Origin of the sequence: Streptomyces sp. MNU76 (assembly GCF_020982545.1) — a bacterium.
Lineage (GTDB): Bacteria > Actinomycetota > Actinomycetes > Streptomycetales > Streptomycetaceae > Streptomyces.
Genome location: NZ_JAJKLK010000003.1, coordinates 717,063 through 736,201, shown reverse-complemented (window position 1 = coordinate 736,201; position 19,139 = coordinate 717,063). Strand labels below are relative to the sequence as shown.

The window sequence follows — 19,139 nt, the reverse complement described above, 5'->3', positions numbered from 1 at the left end:
CTCGATACAAAGTGGTCCCAGTGTGAGAAGAGAGCAGGCATGCCCGACCCCAGTGCGCGACTGCGCCGTCCCCCCGGCGCCTCTGGCCCTCCACGTGACCCCGCCCGGGATGCCCAGATCCTGCGCGCGGCCAGCGAGTTGCTCGCCGAGGGCGGATATCCGGCGCTGACCATGGACAAGGCCGCGGCACGAGCGGGGGTGGGCAAGGCGACCGTGTACCGGCGCTGGAGGTCCCGCGCAGAGCTTGCCGCCGAGGCGCTGGACCACGCCGGTCTCACCGACGACCTCGTCCCGGTCACGATCGGCCGCGGCCAACTCCGCGCGGAACTCATCGCGACCATGACCCGCGCCACCCGGAGCCCGGACCACTCTCGCGTCGACCTGCTCTCAGCCCTGCTCGACACAGCTCGCCAGGAACCGGAACTGTGCAGCCTCGTCCGCCAGCGCTATATCGACTCCCTGCACCAAGCCGTCGAGGGCGTGCTGGCGCACGCGGTGGAGCGCGGCGACCGGCCCCCTGGCCGGACCGATCCGTCAGGAGAACACCCGATCGCGGTCTCCGCCGCCCTCGCTCTCCTGCTCCACTGGCAGCTTGTCCGCGGCCGGCAGATCAGCGACGACGACATCGCAGCGATCGTCGACGGCATTCTCATGCCTTCGCTCTGACGAACGCGTACAGCGGCCACCGGCAAGCGACTGATCAGAAACGCCTGGGGCTTCGTGCCGCCCGCGCGTCAACTCACGTTCGAGGAACGGGTGAACTGGTTCCCCCGATGAGCTGAACCGCCTGGCCGCCAAGGCCGGCATCACCGACGCCGCGATCGTCTCCCTGATCGCGGCCGCCGACTCCTTCACCGTCTCGACCATGTCCCGAAGGCGACGCACTCAAGGACACCATCACCAAGTACCGCCTGCCCGGCGAGATACCGGCACCGGCGAGATCCGCAACGGCTTCGCCCACCTCCACGTCGTCATGGGCGCCGAAGGCGACCGTGCCATCGTCGGACACCTCCACGAAGCCGTGATCGGCACCCACTTCGCCCGCGTCTACGTCATCCCCGTCACCTGACCGGCCCTGCGTCAGGTGCCCGTGCCGGGCCCCTCGGTCCCGTTGACCAGCCAGGCCGCGAGATCCTGGCGCTCGGCGACGTGGACGCCGCCGTCGACGTCGCCCAGTGCCGCCCACACCTCACATGTACCGGGCGGATCCGGCCTGGGCCCCGTCGCCGACTTCCTCGACCTCACCGCACACGCCCCGTTCAGGCGACCAGCCGCAGCTGCCCGACCCGCCTGCCCGTCCGGGCAGCCCTCTTGCAGGACCGCGAAGAAGATAATGGGGGGTGCGACAGATCGGTGGCCAGGTGGGTCTGTCGCACGAGAAGGTCGGCTACCGGCTCGCCCAGCGCGTGGGCAGGGACGAGCCGGCTGAGGAGACCTCCTGGATTGTGGTGGAGGCGGTTTCGGGTTTGGCGGTGGAGCGGAGCGGTGGCCCTGGACCTCGCCTGGCAGGGTGAAGCTGTAGTGGCCGGGTGTTGCGCCCGGTTGCGAGGCTGTGATCTGCCGCGATGGCGGCCTGCTACGGGAGATCAGGCCCCGGCGGACGCGGAGCCCGTCTGCTGAAGCCTGCGCGCCAGCACGGGGCGGCCCTCGTCGATCACGTTCTCGGGAAGGTCATAGCCGTGCTGGTCGGACTCGATGTCGGTGAAGTGCTCGGCGATCTCCTCCGCGGTGGCCGGACGCTCCAGCGGGCCGAACCAGCCGTGTGTCACCGCGGGGACGACCTTGGCGAATCGCCCGCCGGTGGCCGAGTAGAACCCGCGCGTGGCCGTGTTCTGCTCGCTTGCGAGGTAGACCACGACGGGCGTGACGTAGGAGGGATCATGGGTGGGTGCAAGGACGGCCGCGTCCGGGTGGACCTCTCCGACCATCTCGTCGTACCACTGCTGGCTCATCTCCTGCGCCAGCCGGGTGCCGGCGGTGGGGAGCACGGCGTTGACGAGAATGCCGTGCTTGCGCCCTTCCCAGGCGAGGCAGTTGGTGAGGCCGAGCAGACCGGCTTTGGCCGCGCCGTAGTTGGTCTGCTCCGGGCTGCCGAAGGCGCCGGAGGCCGATGACGTGAACACTATGCGTCCGTAGCCCTCACGCTGCATGACACGGTAGGCGGGCTGAGTGACGTAGAACGCCGCCTTGAGGTGCACGTCGATGATGTCGTCGAGTTCGGCGGCCCCCAGGTCCTCGAACACCTTGTTGCGCAGGAACCCGGCGTTGTTGACGACCGCGTCGATGCGGCCGAAGTTGTCCATCGCGCACTCGGTGATCGCCTGGCCGCCCGATCGGGTGCTGACGGAGTCGTAGTTCGCCACGGCCCGCCCGCCGGCGGCCCGGATCTCGGCGACGACCTCGTCGGCGGCGCTGTTCGAGGCGCCCGCCCCGAACCCGGTGCCCCCGAGGTCGTTGACGACGACTGCCGCTCCCCTGCGGGCGAAGTCCAGGGCGTGTTCCCGGCCGAGTCCTCGGCCGGCGCCCGTGATCGCGACAACACGATCGGTGAAGGTGATCTGGGACATGGATGCTCCTGAGTCTTGGCGCCGGAGGACCGGTGTGATGGTGCCGACCTGTCGGCGGGGTTAGCTGGGCGGGTAGATCAGCGGGGATCGGTGTCCCACGCGAGGTGGAGTTCGTGGACGGTGCTGACGGAACCGGATGCCATGCGGGGCGTCGTGCCGGGCTTGATGACGAAGTCCGGGATCCGGGCGAGCCATTCCTGGAGGAACACCGTGAGTTCGAGCTTGGCGAGGAAGGAGCCCGGACACCGGTGGGGCCCGTTGCCGAAGGCCGCGTAGTGCTGCTCGGGGTGGGGCCGGGTGAAGTCGACGACGAGCGGGTTGTCGACCTGCCGCTCGTCGAGACCGTAGAGGTGGTTGGGGACGAGGATCTGCTCCCCCTCCTTGAGCCGCATCCCCTGGAACTCGGTGTCCTGCGTGATCAGCCGCGCGGTGTTGATGAGCCCGTGGCGGCGGATGAGCTCCTCGACGGCGTTGGGCACGAGGGAGGGGTCGTCGATCAGCTGCCGGCGGTGTCCCGGGTTCAGCGCGAGGAACCGTACGACGAAGCCGAGGATCGAGGCGACGGTGTCCAGACCGCCGGACAGGACGATCTGGGACAGCGCCACGGCCGCCTCGAAGGTGATGGGCTCGCCACCGACCTTCGCCGTCACGATCTTGCTCAGGAGGTCGCTGCCCGGTCGCTCGGCCCGTGCGGCCAGGGCTCGGGCGACGTACTCGCCCAGGGCGGTTTGGCTTTCAAGATGCTCCTGCCGATCCCGCGGTCGAATGACCTTCTCCGCGAGCGGCAGGAGGTAGTCGCGGTCTTCCGGCGGAAGATCGACAGTGCCGAGGAAGACGACGACGGGCAGTATCTGGGCGAAATCGCCGACGAACTCGCACTCACCCTTGGGGCGCAGTTCCTCGACGATCGACACGGTGGTCTCCCGCACGACCGGCTCCAGGGCCGCTACGGCCTTGGGGGAGAAAGCGGGAGACACGAGCATCCGGTACGAGCCGTGCCGTGGCGGGTCCATCTGGACGACGGCTCCCTCGCGCACGTGCGGGCCTCCGATCGTGAGGCGCGCGTGCGAGAAGCGCTTGTGGTCGAGCTGGATCGCCTTGATGGCGTCGGCGCGTGTGACGACCCAGTGGCCGCCGTTGCGGGGGGTCCAGAAGATGTCGGGCAGGGTGTCCTGCGCGTTCTTCCAGGCCAGGTGCAGGTCCTCGTCGATGCCGGCCGGCCGCAGGTAGTCGAAGTCGACGACGCGGTCTTCCGGTACGTGCGCGGGGATGTCCGTCGTGGAGTTCGTGGTCATCGTGTCACCTCTCTCGTCAGGGTGGTCGGGCGCAGGAAGGAAGGGCGGGTCAGGCGCCGGTCTGGGAGGCAGGGAGCCTCACGATCAGCCCGTCGGTGTCCTCGGTCACCTGGACCTGGCAGGACAGTCGGCTGGTGGGCCGGACGTCGAAGGCGGCCTCGATCATGACGTCCTCGGCCTCCTCGGGCGCGGGCAGCTTGTCGGCCCATGCCGGGTCGATGTAGACGTGGCAGGTGGCGCAGTTGGCGTAACCGCCGCACTCGGCGACGATGCCGGGGACGAGGTTGTCCATCGCGGCCTGCATGACAGACGCGTCGGCGCCTGCCTCGACGGCGTGCTCGGTGCCGTCGTCCTCGATGAAGGTGATCTTGGGCATGGTGGAACTCCCCCTCCTCGCGTGGGTGTGTTTCATGAACAGGCGGCCCTTTTGGCCGCCTCGGCGGGCCCAGGAGCAGTCACCGCCGGCGTGGGCGCGGCCGGGATCAGAGTGCGGCCTGAGCCAGGGGGATCTCGCTGTCGGCCAGTCGCTCGGGGTCGACGGGACGGCCGCTGGTGACGAGCTGCCGCGCGGTGGCGAAGTCGCCCGGCCGGCTGATGACGTCGGCGGCGACAACCCTGTCGCCCGTGAGGTAGAAGGCGGACAACGTCGTGTCCGTACCACCGCGGGTGATACACCGGTCGTGGCCGGCTGACAGGCCCACCATCTGGAGCTTCAGGTCGTACTGTTCCGACCAGAACCACGGCGTCGCCGTGGACGCCTGTGGCCGGCCGAGGATGGTCGCCGCGGCGACCTTGGCGTGCTCGATGGCGTTGGGTGCCGACTCCAGCCGGATGCGTCTGCCGGCGTAGGCGCTGGGCTGGTTGGCACAGTCGCCGATGGCGAGGATGTCCGCGTCGCTCGTACGTGCGAACTCGTCGACGACGATGCCGTTGTCGACCTGCAGACCTGCTGCGGAAGCCAGGCCGGTGTTCGGCTCCATGCCGATCCCGACGAGTACGAGGTCGGCGTCGAGCCGGTCCACGACCCCGCAGGCCGACACCTCCACCCCGGTCACCCGGCGTCCTGAGGCGTCCACGGCCACGTCGGCCACCGTGGCGGCGAGTCGGAAGCGGACACCGTGGGAGCGGTGGACGTCCTCAAGGAAGCCGCTCACCTCCGGCCCGGTCACGCGTGCCAGCAGTCGCTCAGCCGCCTCGACGACGGTGACGTCGACGCCGAGCTGCGTGGCCACCGCAGCGATCTCCAGGCCGACGTAGCCACCGCCGATGAGGACGAGTTTGCGGCCCGGAACGAAATGCGGACGCAGCGCGTCGACGTCGTCGATCCGGCGCAGCGTGAAGAGGTTGTCGAACTGGTCCATGTCCACGCCCGGCAGTGTCAGGCGCCGCGCGCGGCCTCCTGTCGCCAGGACGAGTCTGTCGTACGGCAGGCGGCTGCCGTCGCTGACGACGAGTTCTTTCACCGTCCGGTCGATCGCCTCCGCCCGTGTGCCCAGCCGCAGAGCGATGTTGAAGCGTTCGTACGTCGCGGCAGGCTTGAGGTAGAGCTGTTGCCGGGAGAGCTTTCCGAGGAGGAAGCCCTTCGAGAGTGGCGGGCGCTGGTACGGCGGGCTCAGCTCGTCTCCGACGAGGGTGATGCTGCCGCTCCAGCCGCGCTGGCGCAACGTCGTTGCGAGTTCACTGCCGGCCTGTCCGGCCCCGACGACAACTAAGTGATCTGGCATGGTTCGGCGTTCCTTCCATCGTGAACCTCCCTGGGGGCAGAGCAAGGTGGAGTCGAGCCCGGCGACGCCGTTGCCGGCACTGGCCGATCGGGATTCGGTTCAGAGCGACTGGGTTTTCGCGCGAATCTCGTCGAGACACTTGACGACGCCCCCGAGTTCTTCGGCCGGCATGCCACCGACCAGCTCCGTCATCAGCCGGTCGACGATGATCTTGGCTGCGGCGTGGACGCGACGGCCTTCATCGGTCAGGACCAGGCCTCTCTTGCGCCGGTCGTCCGGGTCGGCAACCCGTTCGAGCAGTCCTCGCTTCTCAAGCGAGTCGATCTGCCGCAGCACGACGGTCTTCTCCCTAGCGAGCTCGGCGGCGAGCTGGGCCTGGGTGATCAGGTCGGTGTGCTCTGCAAGGGCGTGGAGCACCGCGAACTGATCCGGCGTCAAATCCAGACCGCCGTCCCCGAAGAGTGCACGTGTCTTTCTCGTCAACTCGGCCATGAGTCGCATCAGCGCCGGGGCCAGTTCCGAAACGTGGGTGCTGTTGTCAATCATTGACATCCTCACTCAGTGACAATGTCAACCATATTGTGGATGCCAGGTTGCTGTCAACCCTGCGGTCGGATGGGTGCCGCACAGGGTGGAGGCCGGAGGGCTGCGCACGGCTGTGGTGGTGCCCGGGGTGTGACCCATCCCGCCGGCGGGGCCGACAGGATGGGTCACACAGTTCCTGCCGGCCCCTGATGCCGATGCCTGGCAACTGATCCTGCAGCTCTGTCAGCGAGTCGAGCGGGGCGGGGCGGTCAGTCCTCGTCCTGGCTCAGAACATCAGAACGGGACGGCCGCGTACGCCGCCGGCTTCGAAGAGCCGGTGCGCCGCTTCCGCCTGGTCGACGGGAAATGTCGCCGCGACGCGGAGCGTGAGGATGCCGGCCTCGGCCTGGTCGCGCAGTTCCGTCAGGGCCGCCGTGTCCCGGACCCGGTTGTGCACGAAAACGGGGCACCAGCGCACAGCACGGTCCGCGATCCCGGTGAATCCCTGCACGGTCGCGATGCTTCCGCCGTCGCGTACCGCTGCGGTGACCGTGTCGTTCATCACCGCGCCGTCGATGATCCCGTCCGCGCCGCCGGGGCACAGATCACGGACCCGTTCGGCGAACTGGCCCCCGCGTGGGAGCACGTGATCGGCGCCCAGGCCGATGACGAGGTCCCGGTCCCTCTGGGCCGCGTCGGCGATCACCGTCAGCCCGGCGGCCTTGGCCAGTTGCACCGCGTAACCGCCGACCGCACCGGCCGCGCCGGTCACCGCGACGGTTGCTCCTGGCGCCGGCTCAAGGGCCTCCAACGCCATCCGCGCGGTCAGCGCGTTCATCAGCAGGGTCGACGCCGCCGCCGGGTCGGCCCCCTTCGGTGCGCGGACCACCGATTCCGCCGATGCCACCACGTACTCCGCCTGCGCACCCAGCGCCAGTTTCGGCACCAGCAGAGCGATCACCTCGGCGCCGGCCGCTAATTCGGCGCGCACTCCCTCGCCGACCTCATCGATCACCCCGGCCGCATCCCACCCCACCACGTACTTCTCGGCGGGCGGAAACCATTCGGGGCTGTACTCGGCGACGAGCCCGAGCCGCGCGTTGACATCGGACGGGTGCACAGCGGCGGCGGCCACCTTGATCCGCACCTGCCCGGGCCCGGCATGCGGCTCCGGCAGATCCAGAACCCGCATGACCTCCGGGCCGCCGAACTCGGTGAAACCCACAGCTTTCATTACGCCACCTCACGATCAGGTTGATCACTTCAGAACCCGATACAAGCGTGTTCCGGGTTCGCGCGTGAAGGACGCTAACAGAGCCGATAAGCTCGATACAAAGTGGTCCTAGTGCGAGAAGAGAGCAGGCATGCCCGACCCCAGTGAGCGGTGTGCATCGTGAAGTCGCAGGTCGCGGGTCTGGTGTGAATGGCGAGTTAGGTACTCGTGCCGGTCGGCGGCCGATGACCATGGCGTAGATCATCGGGCAGGTCCGGCTCCGGCGGGACGCCGGGTTCGCCTGCGCCCACGACCGGCCCCCGCCTACGATCCGTCAGCAGGTCAGCACGCCGTGAGAACGCGGGGGATGCAGGGGCGGCAGTGGATCACCGTCGGCCGGAGCAAACTGGACGCTCTCGCCGAGGAGTTGGCCAAGCAACTCCAGGAGGTCCAGGTCGAGCGGGATGAACTGGCGATCGCAGAGCGGGTGCTGAACCGCCTGGCCGAGCAGGCCCCGGCCGACGCCGGGGCTGCCGCTCCGGTATCGGCGAAGGTGGCCGGGCGGGCAGTCCTGCTCATCCCGCACCGCAGCGACGCGGCCGACGAGGGCGCGCCGCCCGGCGACTGTCGCAAGATCCTGGCGATCGTGCGCGACCTCTCCAGCCGTACCGGCCGCCTTACCCGAACTGCCCCCCGACGCTCCGTCAGCCCGCTAGGCTCGAAACCACGCTCCTGACCAGCGGGAATGGTGAAGCCCCACGCAGTACTAATACTCCAGTCTGGTTTCGCGCTCTATCCGGCAGGTTCGTCGGCGGACCTTGCTCAGGTGACCGTGACCTTGATCGTGTGCCAGCCGGTTGCCCCGTCGGGAAGCGGCTTGTGTGCCTGCCCTGTCTGCACCTGGCCGGTGTGGTCGATGGCGCGTACTTGCAGCCGATGCTTGCCGGGCGTCGCCTGCCACGGCCAGCTCCACTGCCGCCAGGTGTCCACCGACGGCACGGCCGCGAGCATTGCTTGCCGCCATGGTCCGTCATCCACGCGGACCTCCACCGCGCTCACTCCATGATGCTGCGCCCACGCCACTCCGGCCACCATTACCGGACCCCGCTCCAGCCGCTTGCCCGCGGTCGGTGTGTCGATCCGCGACTGTGTCTTCACCGGAGCCAGCGCCGCGTAATCCCGCCGTACCCAATAGGCGCTGAAGTCCGAGAAGCTGCTCAGCTCCAGCTCCGTCAGCCACTTCGTCGCCGATACGTATCCGTACAGTCCGGGCACCACCATCCGGACCGGAAACCCGTGTTCGACCGGCAGTGGCTCCCCGTTCATCCCGACCGCCAGCAGCGCGTCCCGCCCGTCACGCAACGCCGTCGTCGGCGTACCGGCCGTATAGCCGTCCACGGAACGGCTCACCACCTGGTCCGCCCCGTCATCCGGCTCGACTTCGTCCAGCAGATCCTTGATCGACACCCCCAACCACCGCGCGTTGCCGACCAACTCACCACCGACCTCGTTGGACACACATGTCAGTGTGATGTACCGCTCCACCATCGGCCGTGCCAGCAGTTGCTCGTACGTCAACGTCAGCGGCCGTTTCACCCGGCCATGAATCCTCAGCCGCCAGTCCTTCGGTTCCATCTGGGGCACCGTCAACGCGGTGTCGATCCGGTAGAAGTCCGCATTCGCGGTCACGAACTTCGTCACTCCGGGCACGTCAGCGGAGACCTTGGCGGGCAAGGGCGGTGCCGGGCTCGACGGGGACGGAAGAACTACCGTGGCCCGGGCCGCGGCCACACGCTGTGCCCAGAGCCGACGTCCGCCCGGTACGGCCACCGCGGCCGCACCGATCGCCCCGTACGCCAGCACGAGAAACCGTCTCCGGCCCGGTGGCTGTCCCACGCCGTCCACCACCGGGACGCCGGTATCCGACGACGGCAAGCGGACGCCCTGCACGGGGGCGGTGACTTCCTGCGCCGCCCCGCCCCCGTCCGGGCCGGTGTCGTCGCTCAGGTCCCGCGCCGATGCCGCCGCACGGCGCGGCAGGGTGTGGCGCAGCAGTGCCAGAAGGCCGGCGGCAGCCAGTGCACCGACCACCGACGGCAGCGGGTACGCCCATGTGGCGCTGGAGCGGGTCGCTGACGCAAGTACGCCGATCATCCCGAACACGGCGACCCCGGCCAACCCGTACCGGAGCCGACGCATGGCCATGACACCGATGATCGCGGCGAAGACCGCCAGCACCAGCACGATTCCCGCCTGCAGCGCCAGCTTGTCGTACGTGTAGAACACCGTGACCGCGAACTCCTTGACGGGAGTCGGCGCGGCGTCCACGGCGACGCCACCCACCGCCACGAGGGGCGCTGAGGGCCCGCCCGTCGCGGCTGCCACCAGCTCACCGACGCCCAGGGCGAGCGCGGTGGCCGCGACGCCGGCAAGCTCTCCGTACCACTGTTTGGGCGGTCGTTCCGGGGCCGGCCGACCTGCCTCCTGAGCCTCCGCGTCGGCGCCGGACAGCTGTTTGGCGCTCATCGGCCGACCCGACGTCGCCGGGCGATGCCGACACCCAGCACGACCAGACCGACGAGCGCCACGATCGGCCCGACGACCGCCCACAGCGTCACGCCGCTCATCGCCGAGCCCTTCATGACGTCGATTCCCTGCAAGGTCCAGGTCACGCCGAAAAAGATCAGCAGGGCGCCGAGGACGAGGACGAGCCAGTTCTTCTTCATGGGGTACCTCCAGATGCGGACCGGGGTTCTCGACAACGAGCGTGACGGTTCTGTGGCCGCCGCCGCGACAACGCTTGGTTGGACCCCGTTGTCCACCGATCGACGTACGCACGGCTCCACCGGTGCGTGGACGTTCCCCGGCGCCGAGCCGGGCACCTTGGACAGGGGCGCTCGTAGACTGGCGGCCGGATCACGGCGAGCGAAGGTGGGCAGGAGGTGGCAGTGCGCAGCACCGTCGACTTCGGGTTCCGCTACCGCGTCGGATGGCATGTCCTCGTCGGCGCCGTCGCGATACCTCTTGCCGTCGCCGTCGCGGCCGACGTCACCGTGGCGCTCGGGCAACGCATGCTCGCTCTCATCACGCTCGCCGTCATCGTCGCCTGGTACGCCCTGGTCGCTCCGCGGGCCATGGAGAACCGCGACGAGCGTTGGGGCGCGGTCTATTTCGCTGCCCTGGCGGTTGCGTTCCCGCTCCTGCTCGCCATCGCCCCGATCGGTGGCGCACTGCTGTTCGCGCTCTGCCCGCAGCTGTTCGTGATGGTCTCGAGGTGGCGCGTACGCCTGCCACTGCTGTCGATCCTCTACGCCGAACTCGCCTGGGCCATGATCGCGCGTGTCGGCATCAGCCGCTACACGCTGGCGATGGCCGGCGTGACCGTTCTGGTACCCATGACCGTGACGATCCTCGCGGGCGCCTATCTGACCGGCATCCGCGAGCAGAACCGCAAACGGGCCGAGCTGATCGAGGAACTGACCCGGACCCGGGCCGCACTGGAACGCGCGGGCCACGAGGCCGGCGTCCATGCCGAACGTGAACGCCTGGCCGCCGAGATCCACGACACCCTGGCACAGGGCTTCACCAGCGTCCTCATGCTCGCCCAGGCCGCGCGGACGACCCTGTTCCGTGATGCGACAGCCGCCGACGGTCAGCTCGACATCCTGGAGAAAACCGCCCGCGAGAACCTCGCGGAGGCACGCTCACTGATCGCCGCGTTGGCCCCGGTCGATCTGACCGGCCGCGGCCTCGCGGATGCCCTGGACCGGCTCGCCGCCCGGCACACCCGCGACACGGGTACGCACGTCGAGGTGTCGATAGTCGGCGAGCGGTCCGGCGCGCCCACCGGCACCGACATCGCCCTGCTGCGCACCGCGCAGGAGGCCCTGACCAATGTCGGCAAGCATGCCGACGCCACGAAAGTACGGATCGAACTACGCCACTACCACGGCCTCGTGGCACTGGCAGTGACCGATGACGGCCAGGGCTTCGCCCCGGCCGTCATCCGGGGTGGATACGGCCTGCTCGGCATTCGCACCCGCGCCTCCAGCCTCGGCGGAACCTGCACGGTGCAATCGACTCCTGGCCAAGGCACCACGGTGCGGGTCGAGCTGCCGCTGACCCTGGCCGAGCAGGCGGCGCGTAGCCTGCAGCTACTGCATGATCTCGGCCCCACACCCGACCACTGAGCGGGCGGAACCAGCTCGATGACTGTCCACATCCTGATCGTCGACGACCATCCCGTCGTACGCTTCGGCCTCCGCGGCATGCTGGAAGCCTACGACGACCTGCGGGTCGTCGGCGAGGCCGGCTCCGGCGACGAGGCGATCGTCCTCGCCGCCGCAACGCGCCCGCACGTCGTCCTGATGGACCTGCGGATGCCGGGTACCGACGGCGCCACCGCGACGGCGCGCATCCGCCAGGAGCACCCCGGCATTCGCGTGCTCGTGCTGACCACCTACGAGGGCGACGCCGACATCCTGCCGGCGATCGAGGCTGGCGCCACCGGGTACCTGCTCAAGGACACCCCGATCGGCACCCTGACCGACGCCATCCGGGCGGCCGCCCGCGGCGAAACCGTCCTCGCCCCGCCGGTGGCCGCCCGGCTGGTGAGCCACATGCAGGCGCCGTCCGGGGAGCAGTTGACCCCCCGCGAGGTTCAGGTACTCGGCCTCGTCGCGCGCGGTCTGTCCAACAGCGAGATCGGTCGGCAGTTGTACATCGGCGAAGCGACGGTGAAGACGCACCTACTGCGAACGTTCGTCAAGCTGAGCGTCAACGACCGCACCGCAGCGGTCACCCTCGCTCTCTCCCAGGGCATCCTCACGTCCCCGCACCAGTAGTGCGCGATTGCGCCGTCCCCCCGGCGCCTCGGGCCCTCCACGTGACCCCGCCCGGGATGCCCAGATCCTCGGCGGCAAGCTCTGTGCGGGACCTCCAGCGCCGGTACACGGTCGCCTTGCCCACCCCCGCCCGTGCCGCGGCCTTGTCCATGGTCGGCGCCGGATATCCGCCCTCGGCGAGCAGCTCGTTGGCCGCGCGCACCACGCTGGTCTCACCGACGACCTCGTCCCGGTCACGATCGGTCGCGGCCAACTCCGCGCGGAACTCATCGCGACCATGGCCCGCGTGCAGAGACGCGATCTGAGGCAGGTGAACTGCGGCCGGCCCGACCTCCCCTCCGTCAGCTTCGGCCCGCCGGGCCTGCTCCCAGGGCGGTTTAAAAGTCTGAGTGATCATGTGTCCGCGCGGGTCGGGCCAGTCCGATGAGGGCCAGGGGGCGGGTGAACGGCTGGTAGGACATCTCCCGGAGTCCTGCGGCGATGTGCGTGTGTCCGGCGGTGCCGAGTTGGTTGACCGCGAAGCTGCGGAGGGTGGCCGTGTTCTCCGGGCCGTGGCCGGTGTGGATCTTGGAGGCGTCCTCGCGAAGGTGGTGGTCGCGGACGAAGCGGAGTCGGTTCTCGACGGTCCACTGCGGTCGGATGATCTTCGTGAGTCGTTGCGGGGATGCCTGCCTGCCGGCCGGCTGGTCAGGTCGGTGATGACGTAGGCCGTCTCGCCCCTGCGCCTGCCGGTCTTGAGGCAACTGCGGTGCCGGACCACGCGGGCGACCTGGGCGACGTGCGGGAAGTCGAGATCGTCGACGGTCAGGGCCTGCACCACGCGGGTCTCCTTGCGGCCGTGGCCCTCACGCGGTCGTGGAACTTCGTGCTCACCTGCTTCCAGGGCAGGGAGTGCAGCCTCTCGTAGAATCCGGCCTGGTTCTTCTTCACCGTCAGCGCGTAGTACGCCTGTTCGTCCTCGACGAGGAAGCGGACGTGGCCGCGCCGGGCGTGCAGGGCGTCGGCCGGCACGGTCGCTCCGGCCAGGTCGAACGGGGCGAGCAGGCCGGCGAAGTAGCTGATCTCGCTGGTCTTGTCCGGCACCCGCAGCTGGGTGACGGTCTGCCCTGCGTCGGTCATGGCGGCGAGCGGCACATGTGAGCGCTGCCGACGTACCGACCTGCCACTGGCCGGCGGACATCAGCGGGCACCGGATCCGCGTCGGCCGCGACCCGGGGCCGGCTGCCGCGCCTGCCGCTCCTACGACGGCGCCTCGTCGATGAGACGTCGGGCGGCCGCGACGGCCGCGGCCCGTCGCTGGGTGGTGACCTGGCTTCGCTCCACGCCGAGCCCACGCGTCGACAGGCCCGTCGTCGCCATGGTGTGCGCGACGCCGACCAGCAGCATCACCAGGTCGAACGGATCCCACACCGGATCGATCGCGCCCTGCGCCTGCCCCTCGGCAACCGCCTTGATGGCATTGCTCAAGAGATCCGTGTGCGCGGATGGGGCCTCGTCGCCGAACTCCAGTTGCATCCAGGCCGAGAGGCGGCTGTCCAGTGGGTTCTGCGCGAAATGGTCGAAGAGGCGACCCACATAGCCGGGCATGTCGGCCGGCGCGGGCTGGGCGACGCCATCCAGTTCGAGGAGCCAGAGCCGGATGACCTCCGCGAACAGAGCCTCCTTGCTGGGGAAGTACGTGTAGAGGCGCTCCTTGCTGGCGCGCGCGGCGGAGGCGATGCGGTTGATCCGGGCCCCGGCGACGCCGTACTCCGTGAACTCCTGTCGGGCCGCCTCCAGCAGGCGCTTCCTCGTGGCGTGTCCGGCTTGACGCATGGACCGAATCCTACGTCGCCCCCCTTGCCGAACCAACTGGTTCGTGATTACTGTCCAGGCTATCCGAACCAACTGGTTCGGAAAGAAATGCTGCGCCGCCAGTCGCCGACCCCGGCCGACCTGGGCGGCGAGAGAAGAAAAGGGGCGAACGGTGAAGATCTACGCCTTCGAAGAAGCAGGCGGCCCCGCCCGTGAGTCGACGGTCGCGACCCCTCGACCGTCCGGACACGAGGTGCTGCTCCGGCTCACCCACAGCGGTGTCTGCCACAGCGATGTCCACATCCGGGACAATCTCACCCTCCCGTTCCCCGTCGTCGCGGGGCACGAGATGGCCGGTGAGGTCGTCGCCGTGGGGGAGGACGTCACCACTACGAAGCCGGGCGACGTACGGCTGGTCTTCCCCTGGCTCGGCTGCGGCACGTGCCAGGACTGCCGCGCCGGGAACGACGATCGCTGCCCCGACCAGCGCCCACTCGGCGTCACCGCATACGGCGGCTACGCCGAGATGGTCCACATCCCGCACGAGCGCTACCTGCTGGACAGCACGGGGATCGACACCGGCTGGGCGGCCACCCTCGCCTGCTCCGGCCTCACTGCCTATGCGGCGGTGTCCAAGGCGCTGCGCGGCGACCCGGACGATGAGATCGTCGTCCTCGGCACCGGCGGCGTCGGGCTGATGGCCGTGGCCGTGCTGCGCGCACTGGGGCATCGGCGCGTCACCGCGGTCGACGTCAACGCGGAACGCCTCGCCATGGCACGCGAGTTGGGGGCGGCGGACACCGTCGACAGCTCCGCCGAGGGTGCGCTGGAGGCGCTGTGCCGGGTCACCGGCGGCGGCGCGGTCGGCGTCATCGACTTCGTCAACAACGGTACGACGGCCCGGCTCGCCTTCGACGCGCTGCGCCGGGACGGCAAGCTCGTCCAGGTCGGCCTGTTCGGCGGCGAGCTGACCCTGCCCACCGCCCTCATGCCGGTCAAGCGGCTGACCCTGCAGGGCAGTTACGTCGGCACCCTGACCGAGCTGCGCGAGGTCGTGGAACTGGCCCGCTCCGGCCGCCTCCCTCGCACCCCGCTGATCACCCGCCCGCTCACCGCCGAGGGCGTCAACGCGTCATTGGACGACCTGGCCAAGGGCGCGGTCCCCGGCCGGATCGTGCTGACCGCCTGACGAGACGGTTCCACCAGGCCCTTCTCGCCGCCCCGCCCTTCGGGGAAACGCCACACACCTCAGGGAAGTGAAAAAGTGACCCGCACTGAGCCCGCCCACACTGAGCCCACCCACCGCATGCTCATCGACGGCCGCTTCGTCGGCGCCGAAAGCGACCTGCTCGACGTACTGAACCCGGCCACCGAACAGATCGCCGGCCGCGTCCCCGACGCCACCGACGCCCAGCTGAACGCCGCCGTCGAGTCCGCCGAGCGCGCCTTCGCCTCTTGGAGCGCATCCTCCGTCGAGGAGCGCCGCGCCGTGCTGCGCGCCGCCGCGGCCGTCGTCGGCGAGCACACCGAGGAGCTGGCCGCCCTGCTCACCGCCGAGCAGGGCAAGCCGCTGGCCGACGCGCGCGCTGAGCTCATGGCCGTCGTCGCCTGGTTCGACGGACACGCCGCCATGGACTACCCCGCCGAGGAGGTCACCGAGACCGAAACCCACCGCGTCCGGGTGCGTCATGTGCCGCTCGGTGTCGTCGCCGGCATCGTGCCCTGGAACTTCCCGGTCGGCCAGGCCTCGTGGAAGATCGCCCCGGCGCTGCTCACCGGCAACACCATCGTGGTCAAGCCGTCGCCGTACACGCCGCTCACCACTCTGCGCATCGGCGAACTGCTGGCCGACGTGGTGCCCGCCGGTGTGCTCAACGTCATCAGCGGCGGCGACAGCCTCGGTCCGAGGCTCGCCGAGCACCCGGGCATCCGTAAGATCGCCTTCACCGGCTCCACCGCTACCGGCCGCAAGGTCATGGCCTCCGCCGCCCGCAGCCTCACCCGGGTCACCCTGGAGCTGGGAGGCAACGACGCCGCGATCGTGCTGCCCGACGTTGACGTGGACGAAGTCGCGCCGCGGGTCTTCTGGACCTGCTTCGGCAACAGCGGCCAGATCTGCATCGCCGCCAAGCGCGTCTATGTGCACGAGGACGTCTACGACGCGTTCGCGGAGCGGTTCGCGCAGATCGCGCGGTCTGTCAAGGTCGGCAACGGCCTGGAGGAAGGGGTCCAGCTCGGCCCGATCCAGAACCGCGCGCAGTACGAGAAGGTCGTCGGCCTGATCAAGGAGACCGTCGATTCCGGAGCCAAGCTGCTGGTGGAGGGCTCGATCCCGGACGGCCCCGGCTACTTCGTGCACCCGACCGTGGTGGACAACCCGGCCGACGACTCCGCGATCGTCACCCAGGAACCGTTCGGCCCGGTCGTCCCCCTGCTGCGGTTCCGGGACGTCGACGAGGTGGTCCGCCGCGCCAACGACTCCGAGTACGGGCTCGGCGGCACCGTCTGGAGCCGCGACCTCGCGGCGGCCGAGGAACTCGCCGCCCGGATCGAGACCGGCACGGTGTGGATCAACCAGGAACAGATGCTGTCCCCGATGCAGCAGTTCAGCGGCCACAAAGCCTCCGGCCTCGGCACCGAGAACGGCGTCGAAGGCGCGCTGGAGTACACCAACACCCAGGTGCTGTCCGTCCGCAAGGAATAGCCCCGGGGCGAAGCCCCACCCCGGCGATCCGCTGGTCAGCTCCAACACACCGGTCAGTTCCAGCGCACCGAGTTCCGGGTCTGTCAAAAGAGCGGCTCTGGCCCGTAGTCGGTGGTGACGCCGGGTGTTTGTCAGGGCAGGAGGATGCGGTGGCGGAGGAGGTCGAATCCGGCGCGTCCGTGCATCTGTCGCGTGATCCTTCTTGGTGCGGGTGTTGACGCCGTTGACAGGTCGTTGGTCAGTTCGGGGAAGAGGAAGAAACGTCGCCCGGTGCCCCGGCTCTCCCAGCCCTTGGGGACGGGGATGCGTTCGATCTTCCTTCGCCCGAAGGAGCGCTCGAGTTCGCCGCCGTCGCCGAGGGTCGCGCTCATGTATACGCGGCGGGCCGGGCTGTTGAAGGCCTGGTGCTGCATCGTGGGCGCGATCAGCGGGCGGATGAGGATCTGTCCGTACGAGACGTAAACCGGGTCTTCGAACTTGAGCGGTGCGGCGTTGGTGTGGGCTGACTTCCCGTCACATTCCGTGATGGGCGGGGTGGTTGTCGGCCCTGGATGTAGGACGCCCGTGGTCCTGGGTGATCATTTCTGTTCTCTACGCAGAAGGATCACTGGGGAGCCACGGGCTTGGTCAACGATACGACGTTGCTGTTGGACCTCGACGGGGTGTCCGTCATCCGGGTCGAGCGGTGCGAGGACGGTGGCCGCCGGATCCACCTGGCCACGGCGGATGCCTCGGCCCGGGCATGCCCGGCCTGCGGGGTCTTCGCGTCCCGGGTGAAAGGCTCCGCGACCACCCGGCCCCGTGATCTCCCTTACGGCGAGCGCGGGCTGGAGTTCTTCTGGCACAAGCGGCCCTGGTGGTGCCGCGAGCCGGCCTGCCCTCGCAAGTCGTTCACCGAGCAGATCCCGCAGATCCCGGCCGGCGCCCGGCTGACCGGCAGGCTACGGAGTACGGCCGGACGTCGGATACGGGACGCCGGTTCCACAGTCGCCCAGGCAGCCCGCGATCTGCATCTGTCCTGGCCGACCGTGATGGACGCCTTCAAGGCCGTTGCCCACGAGGTCGTCGAAGCGCCGCTGCCCGAGGTCGGGGTGCTGGGCATTGACGAGACCCGGCGCGGCAGGACCCGCTGGGAGCAGGACCTCGAAACGGGCAAGTGGCAGCTGACGCGGGACCGGTGGCACACCGGGTTCGTCGATGCGCTCGGTGTCGGTGGCCTGCTCGGCCAGGTCGAGGGCCGCGCCGTCGCCGACGTGCTGGCCTGGCTGTCCACCACACCCCTGACCTGGCGCAACAGCATCCGGCACGTGGCCATCGACATGTCGGCCACCTACCGGGCCGCAATCCGCACCGGCCTGCCGAACGCCGTCGTCGTGGTCGACCATTTCCACATCGTGCAGCTCGCGAACAAGATGCTGTCGCTGGTCCGGCGCCGCACCACCGCCGAAATCCGGGGTCGGCGCGGACGCGCCACCGACCCCGAGTGGAAGGCCCGACGACGACTCCTGCGCAACCGCGAGAAACTCACCGACGAGCAATTCGCGAAGATGTGGAACCCACTGCTGGCCGAGGGGAAGATCGGACGAACCCTGCTGCCCGCGTGGATCGCCAAGGAATCCCTGCGCAACCTTCTCGCCCTGGCCCGCACCGGCGCCGACCGACACTAAGTCGGCCGCGCACGATGGAAGTTCCTCACCTGGTGCGCGGACGCAGACATCCCGGAAGTCCGCACCCTCGCCACCACGGTCGACCGCTGGTGGCCCGAGATCGCCGCGTTCATCGACAGCGGACACAGCAATGCCAAGAGCGAAGGCATCAACCGCGTGATCAAGCTTGTCGCCCGTGCCGCCTTCGGATTCCGCAACGCCGCCAACCAGCGCCTACGCACACGCTGCGTCACCACCCGCCGAGCCCGCGGACACCTCCGCACCGCTCAACTTTGAAGACCCACCATACTTTCGAAGGCGCCCGAAGCGTCCCAACTCGCTGGCAACTGACCTGGGGCCGCATCTTGCACCCGCCGGATGCCCCATACGCCCTATCCACCCCTTATCGACAGGACAGGATGGACGATACGAGCGGTATATCTCCGCGCCGTCACCCACCCACACGGCCCGAATTCGACCCGGATTCGACCCGGCCAGTTTGTTCAGCGAGAAAACATGGCCTCTGACCTGCGGAAATGTGGAGCGGCAGACGAGTCGGGCTGTACGCCGGGTAGTAACCGGTGGACCGCGACGGCAGGACGCGCTCACGGTTCTGGAAGACGCTGCCGTCCTGCGCGTACGGGTAGGGGCCGCCCCGCGCGATCAGGTCGAGCGTGGTGTGCGCCTGCGACGGCAGGTCGCTGTAGCAGATGCTGCCGACCGCCGCGGCCGCCGGTGTGGCCGTGACGGTGCCGCCGACGAGGAGTGCGGACAGGAGGGCGGCCGCCACTCCGATGCGTGGTGCTCGTGGGGGGAATCGCATGGCC

The 19,139-nt window shown here is 69.3% G+C and carries 21 protein-coding genes and 1 pseudogene; 8 read left to right on the top strand and 14 right to left on the bottom strand.

The annotated features are described in order from the left end of the window. The first annotated feature begins 39 nt into the window (after window positions 1-39). Entirely contained in the window at window positions 40-666 is a 627-nt protein-coding gene (locus E4N62_RS09575) for a TetR/AcrR family transcriptional regulator (RefSeq protein WP_230213511.1), read from the top strand. Window positions 667-778: 112 nt separating this feature from the next. Next, window positions 779-1,069 (top strand): DUF296 domain-containing protein, encoded by a 291-nt coding sequence (locus E4N62_RS09570; protein ID WP_374116979.1) that lies wholly within the window; start codon window positions 779-781, stop codon window positions 1,067-1,069. A 517-nt stretch (window positions 1,070-1,586) separates the two neighbouring features. On the opposite strand, the gene E4N62_RS09565 is transcribed toward E4N62_RS09570, so the two are convergent. The 6 genes from E4N62_RS09565 to E4N62_RS09540 all read right to left on the bottom strand — a co-directional run bounded on the left by E4N62_RS09565 (window position 1,587) and on the right by E4N62_RS09540 (window position 7,345). Further along, the gene (locus E4N62_RS09565; protein ID WP_230213509.1) at window positions 1,587-2,567 is read right to left on the bottom strand and encodes an SDR family NAD(P)-dependent oxidoreductase; all 981 of its coding nucleotides are present in this window, start codon (window positions 2,565-2,567) and stop codon (window positions 1,587-1,589) included. Window positions 2,568-2,644: 77 nt separating this feature from the next. Beyond that, a complete protein-coding gene (locus tag E4N62_RS09560) occupies window positions 2,645-3,862 on the bottom strand; it encodes a cytochrome P450 (protein ID WP_230213508.1) in 1,218 nt (405 codons plus the stop codon). 49 nt (window positions 3,863-3,911) lie between these two features. Then, the gene (locus tag E4N62_RS09555; protein ID WP_230213507.1) at window positions 3,912-4,238 is read right to left on the bottom strand and encodes a 2Fe-2S iron-sulfur cluster-binding protein; all 327 of its coding nucleotides are present in this window, start codon (window positions 4,236-4,238) and stop codon (window positions 3,912-3,914) included. Window positions 4,239-4,344: 106 nt separating this feature from the next. Then, complete coding sequence (locus tag E4N62_RS09550; protein ID WP_230213506.1) at window positions 4,345-5,586, bottom strand: NAD(P)/FAD-dependent oxidoreductase; 1,242 nt, start codon at window positions 5,584-5,586, stop codon at window positions 4,345-4,347. A 99-nt stretch (window positions 5,587-5,685) separates the two neighbouring features. Then, entirely contained in the window at window positions 5,686-6,132 is a 447-nt protein-coding gene (locus tag E4N62_RS09545; protein ID WP_230213505.1) for a MarR family winged helix-turn-helix transcriptional regulator, read from the bottom strand. 265 nt (window positions 6,133-6,397) lie between these two features. Continuing rightward, on the bottom strand, window positions 6,398-7,345 hold the full coding sequence (locus E4N62_RS09540) for an NADP-dependent oxidoreductase (protein ID WP_230213504.1): 948 nt from the start codon (window positions 7,343-7,345) through the stop codon (window positions 6,398-6,400). 346 nt (window positions 7,346-7,691) lie between these two features. On the opposite strand from E4N62_RS09540, the gene E4N62_RS09535 reads away from it, so the two are divergent. After that, the gene (locus E4N62_RS09535) at window positions 7,692-8,060 is read left to right on the top strand and encodes a hypothetical protein (protein ID WP_230213503.1); all 369 of its coding nucleotides are present in this window, start codon (window positions 7,692-7,694) and stop codon (window positions 8,058-8,060) included. Window positions 8,061-8,146: 86 nt separating this feature from the next. On the opposite strand, the gene E4N62_RS09530 is transcribed toward E4N62_RS09535, so the two are convergent. Beyond that, a complete protein-coding gene (locus E4N62_RS09530; protein WP_230213502.1) occupies window positions 8,147-9,850 on the bottom strand; it encodes a molybdopterin-dependent oxidoreductase in 1,704 nt (567 codons plus the stop codon). Continuing rightward, window positions 9,847-10,050: a hypothetical protein gene (locus E4N62_RS09525; protein ID WP_230213501.1), complete on the bottom strand. Its 204-nt coding sequence runs from the start codon at window positions 10,048-10,050 to the stop codon at window positions 9,847-9,849. Before E4N62_RS09525 ends, E4N62_RS09530 begins: the two co-directional genes overlap by 4 nt. A 222-nt stretch (window positions 10,051-10,272) precedes the next feature. On the opposite strand from E4N62_RS09525, the gene E4N62_RS48610 reads away from it, so the two are divergent. Beyond that, window positions 10,273-11,514, top strand: coding sequence for a sensor histidine kinase (locus tag E4N62_RS48610; protein ID WP_230213500.1), 1,242 nt, complete (start codon window positions 10,273-10,275; stop codon window positions 11,512-11,514). An 18-nt stretch (window positions 11,515-11,532) separates the two neighbouring features. Continuing rightward, window positions 11,533-12,168, top strand: a complete 636-nt coding sequence (locus E4N62_RS09515; RefSeq protein WP_230213499.1) for a response regulator transcription factor — start codon at window positions 11,533-11,535, stop codon at window positions 12,166-12,168. Here E4N62_RS09515 and E4N62_RS09510 read toward each other — a convergent pair. The 4 genes from E4N62_RS09510 to E4N62_RS09495 form a co-directional block, all read right to left on the bottom strand. Beyond that, window positions 12,149-12,421, bottom strand: coding sequence for a helix-turn-helix domain-containing protein (locus tag E4N62_RS09510; RefSeq protein WP_230213498.1), 273 nt, complete (start codon window positions 12,419-12,421; stop codon window positions 12,149-12,151). The genes E4N62_RS09515 and E4N62_RS09510 overlap by 20 nt on opposite strands. Window positions 12,422-12,545: 124 nt before the next feature. After that, a complete protein-coding gene (locus E4N62_RS09505) occupies window positions 12,546-12,911 on the bottom strand; it encodes a hypothetical protein (protein WP_230213497.1) in 366 nt (121 codons plus the stop codon). Between the two features lie 61 nt (window positions 12,912-12,972). Then, the gene (locus tag E4N62_RS09500; RefSeq protein ID WP_230213496.1) at window positions 12,973-13,287 is read right to left on the bottom strand and encodes a hypothetical protein; all 315 of its coding nucleotides are present in this window, start codon (window positions 13,285-13,287) and stop codon (window positions 12,973-12,975) included. 120 nt (window positions 13,288-13,407) lie between these two features. Beyond that, window positions 13,408-13,983 (bottom strand): TetR/AcrR family transcriptional regulator, encoded by a 576-nt coding sequence (locus tag E4N62_RS09495; RefSeq protein ID WP_230213495.1) that lies wholly within the window; start codon window positions 13,981-13,983, stop codon window positions 13,408-13,410. A 151-nt stretch (window positions 13,984-14,134) separates the two neighbouring features. On the opposite strand from E4N62_RS09495, the gene E4N62_RS09490 reads away from it, so the two are divergent. Together E4N62_RS09490 and E4N62_RS09485 are read left to right on the top strand one after the other, a co-directional pair. Further along, window positions 14,135-15,151, top strand: a complete 1,017-nt coding sequence (locus tag E4N62_RS09490) for an alcohol dehydrogenase (RefSeq protein ID WP_230213494.1) — start codon at window positions 14,135-14,137, stop codon at window positions 15,149-15,151. A 75-nt stretch (window positions 15,152-15,226) separates the two neighbouring features. After that, window positions 15,227-16,666 (top strand): aldehyde dehydrogenase family protein, encoded by a 1,440-nt coding sequence (locus E4N62_RS09485; RefSeq protein ID WP_230213493.1) that lies wholly within the window; start codon window positions 15,227-15,229, stop codon window positions 16,664-16,666. Between the two features lie 131 nt (window positions 16,667-16,797). On the opposite strand, the gene E4N62_RS09480 is transcribed toward E4N62_RS09485, so the two are convergent. Further along, complete coding sequence (locus E4N62_RS09480; RefSeq protein ID WP_230213492.1) at window positions 16,798-17,079, bottom strand: hypothetical protein; 282 nt, start codon at window positions 17,077-17,079, stop codon at window positions 16,798-16,800. A 249-nt stretch (window positions 17,080-17,328) separates the two neighbouring features. Between E4N62_RS09480 and E4N62_RS09475 the strand changes: the two are divergent. Next, window positions 17,329-18,609 (top strand): annotated as a pseudogene (locus E4N62_RS09475) (ISL3 family transposase). 154 nt (window positions 18,610-18,763) lie between these two features. Here E4N62_RS09475 and E4N62_RS09470 read toward each other — a convergent pair. Further along, the gene (locus E4N62_RS09470; RefSeq protein ID WP_230213491.1) at window positions 18,764-19,135 is read right to left on the bottom strand and encodes a ribonuclease domain-containing protein; all 372 of its coding nucleotides are present in this window, start codon (window positions 19,133-19,135) and stop codon (window positions 18,764-18,766) included. Window positions 19,136-19,139: the final 4 nt, after the last annotated feature.

Bases quoted from the DNA above. Each gene is read 5' to 3' on its own strand.
- E4N62_RS09575 (WP_230213511.1), top strand. From the start codon at position 40: ATGCCCGACCCCAGTGCGCGACTGCGCCGTCCCCCCGGCGCCTCTGGC.
- E4N62_RS09565 (WP_230213509.1), bottom strand. From the start codon at position 2,567: ATGTCCCAGATCACCTTCACCGATCGTGTTGTCGCGATCACGGGCGCC.
- E4N62_RS09560 (WP_230213508.1), bottom strand. From the start codon at position 3,862: ATGACCACGAACTCCACGACGGACATCCCCGCGCACGTACCGGAAGAC.
- E4N62_RS09555 (WP_230213507.1), bottom strand. From the start codon at position 4,238: ATGCCCAAGATCACCTTCATCGAGGACGACGGCACCGAGCACGCCGTC.
- E4N62_RS09550 (WP_230213506.1), bottom strand. From the start codon at position 5,586: ATGCCAGATCACTTAGTTGTCGTCGGGGCCGGACAGGCCGGCAGTGAA.
- E4N62_RS09545 (WP_230213505.1), bottom strand. From the start codon at position 6,132: ATGATTGACAACAGCACCCACGTTTCGGAACTGGCCCCGGCGCTGATG.
- E4N62_RS09540 (WP_230213504.1), bottom strand. From the start codon at position 7,345: ATGAAAGCTGTGGGTTTCACCGAGTTCGGCGGCCCGGAGGTCATGCGG.
- E4N62_RS09535 (WP_230213503.1), top strand. From the start codon at position 7,692: ATGCAGGGGCGGCAGTGGATCACCGTCGGCCGGAGCAAACTGGACGCT.
- E4N62_RS09530 (WP_230213502.1), bottom strand. From the start codon at position 9,850: ATGAGCGCCAAACAGCTGTCCGGCGCCGACGCGGAGGCTCAGGAGGCA.
- E4N62_RS09525 (WP_230213501.1), bottom strand. From the start codon at position 10,050: ATGAAGAAGAACTGGCTCGTCCTCGTCCTCGGCGCCCTGCTGATCTTT.
- E4N62_RS09515 (WP_230213499.1), top strand. From the start codon at position 11,533: ATGACTGTCCACATCCTGATCGTCGACGACCATCCCGTCGTACGCTTC.
- E4N62_RS09500 (WP_230213496.1), bottom strand. From the start codon at position 13,287: ATGACCGACGCAGGGCAGACCGTCACCCAGCTGCGGGTGCCGGACAAG.
- E4N62_RS09495 (WP_230213495.1), bottom strand. From the start codon at position 13,983: ATGCGTCAAGCCGGACACGCCACGAGGAAGCGCCTGCTGGAGGCGGCC.
- E4N62_RS09480 (WP_230213492.1), bottom strand. From the start codon at position 17,079: ATGCAGCACCAGGCCTTCAACAGCCCGGCCCGCCGCGTATACATGAGC.
- E4N62_RS09470 (WP_230213491.1), bottom strand. From the start codon at position 19,135: ATGCGATTCCCCCCACGAGCACCACGCATCGGAGTGGCGGCCGCCCTC.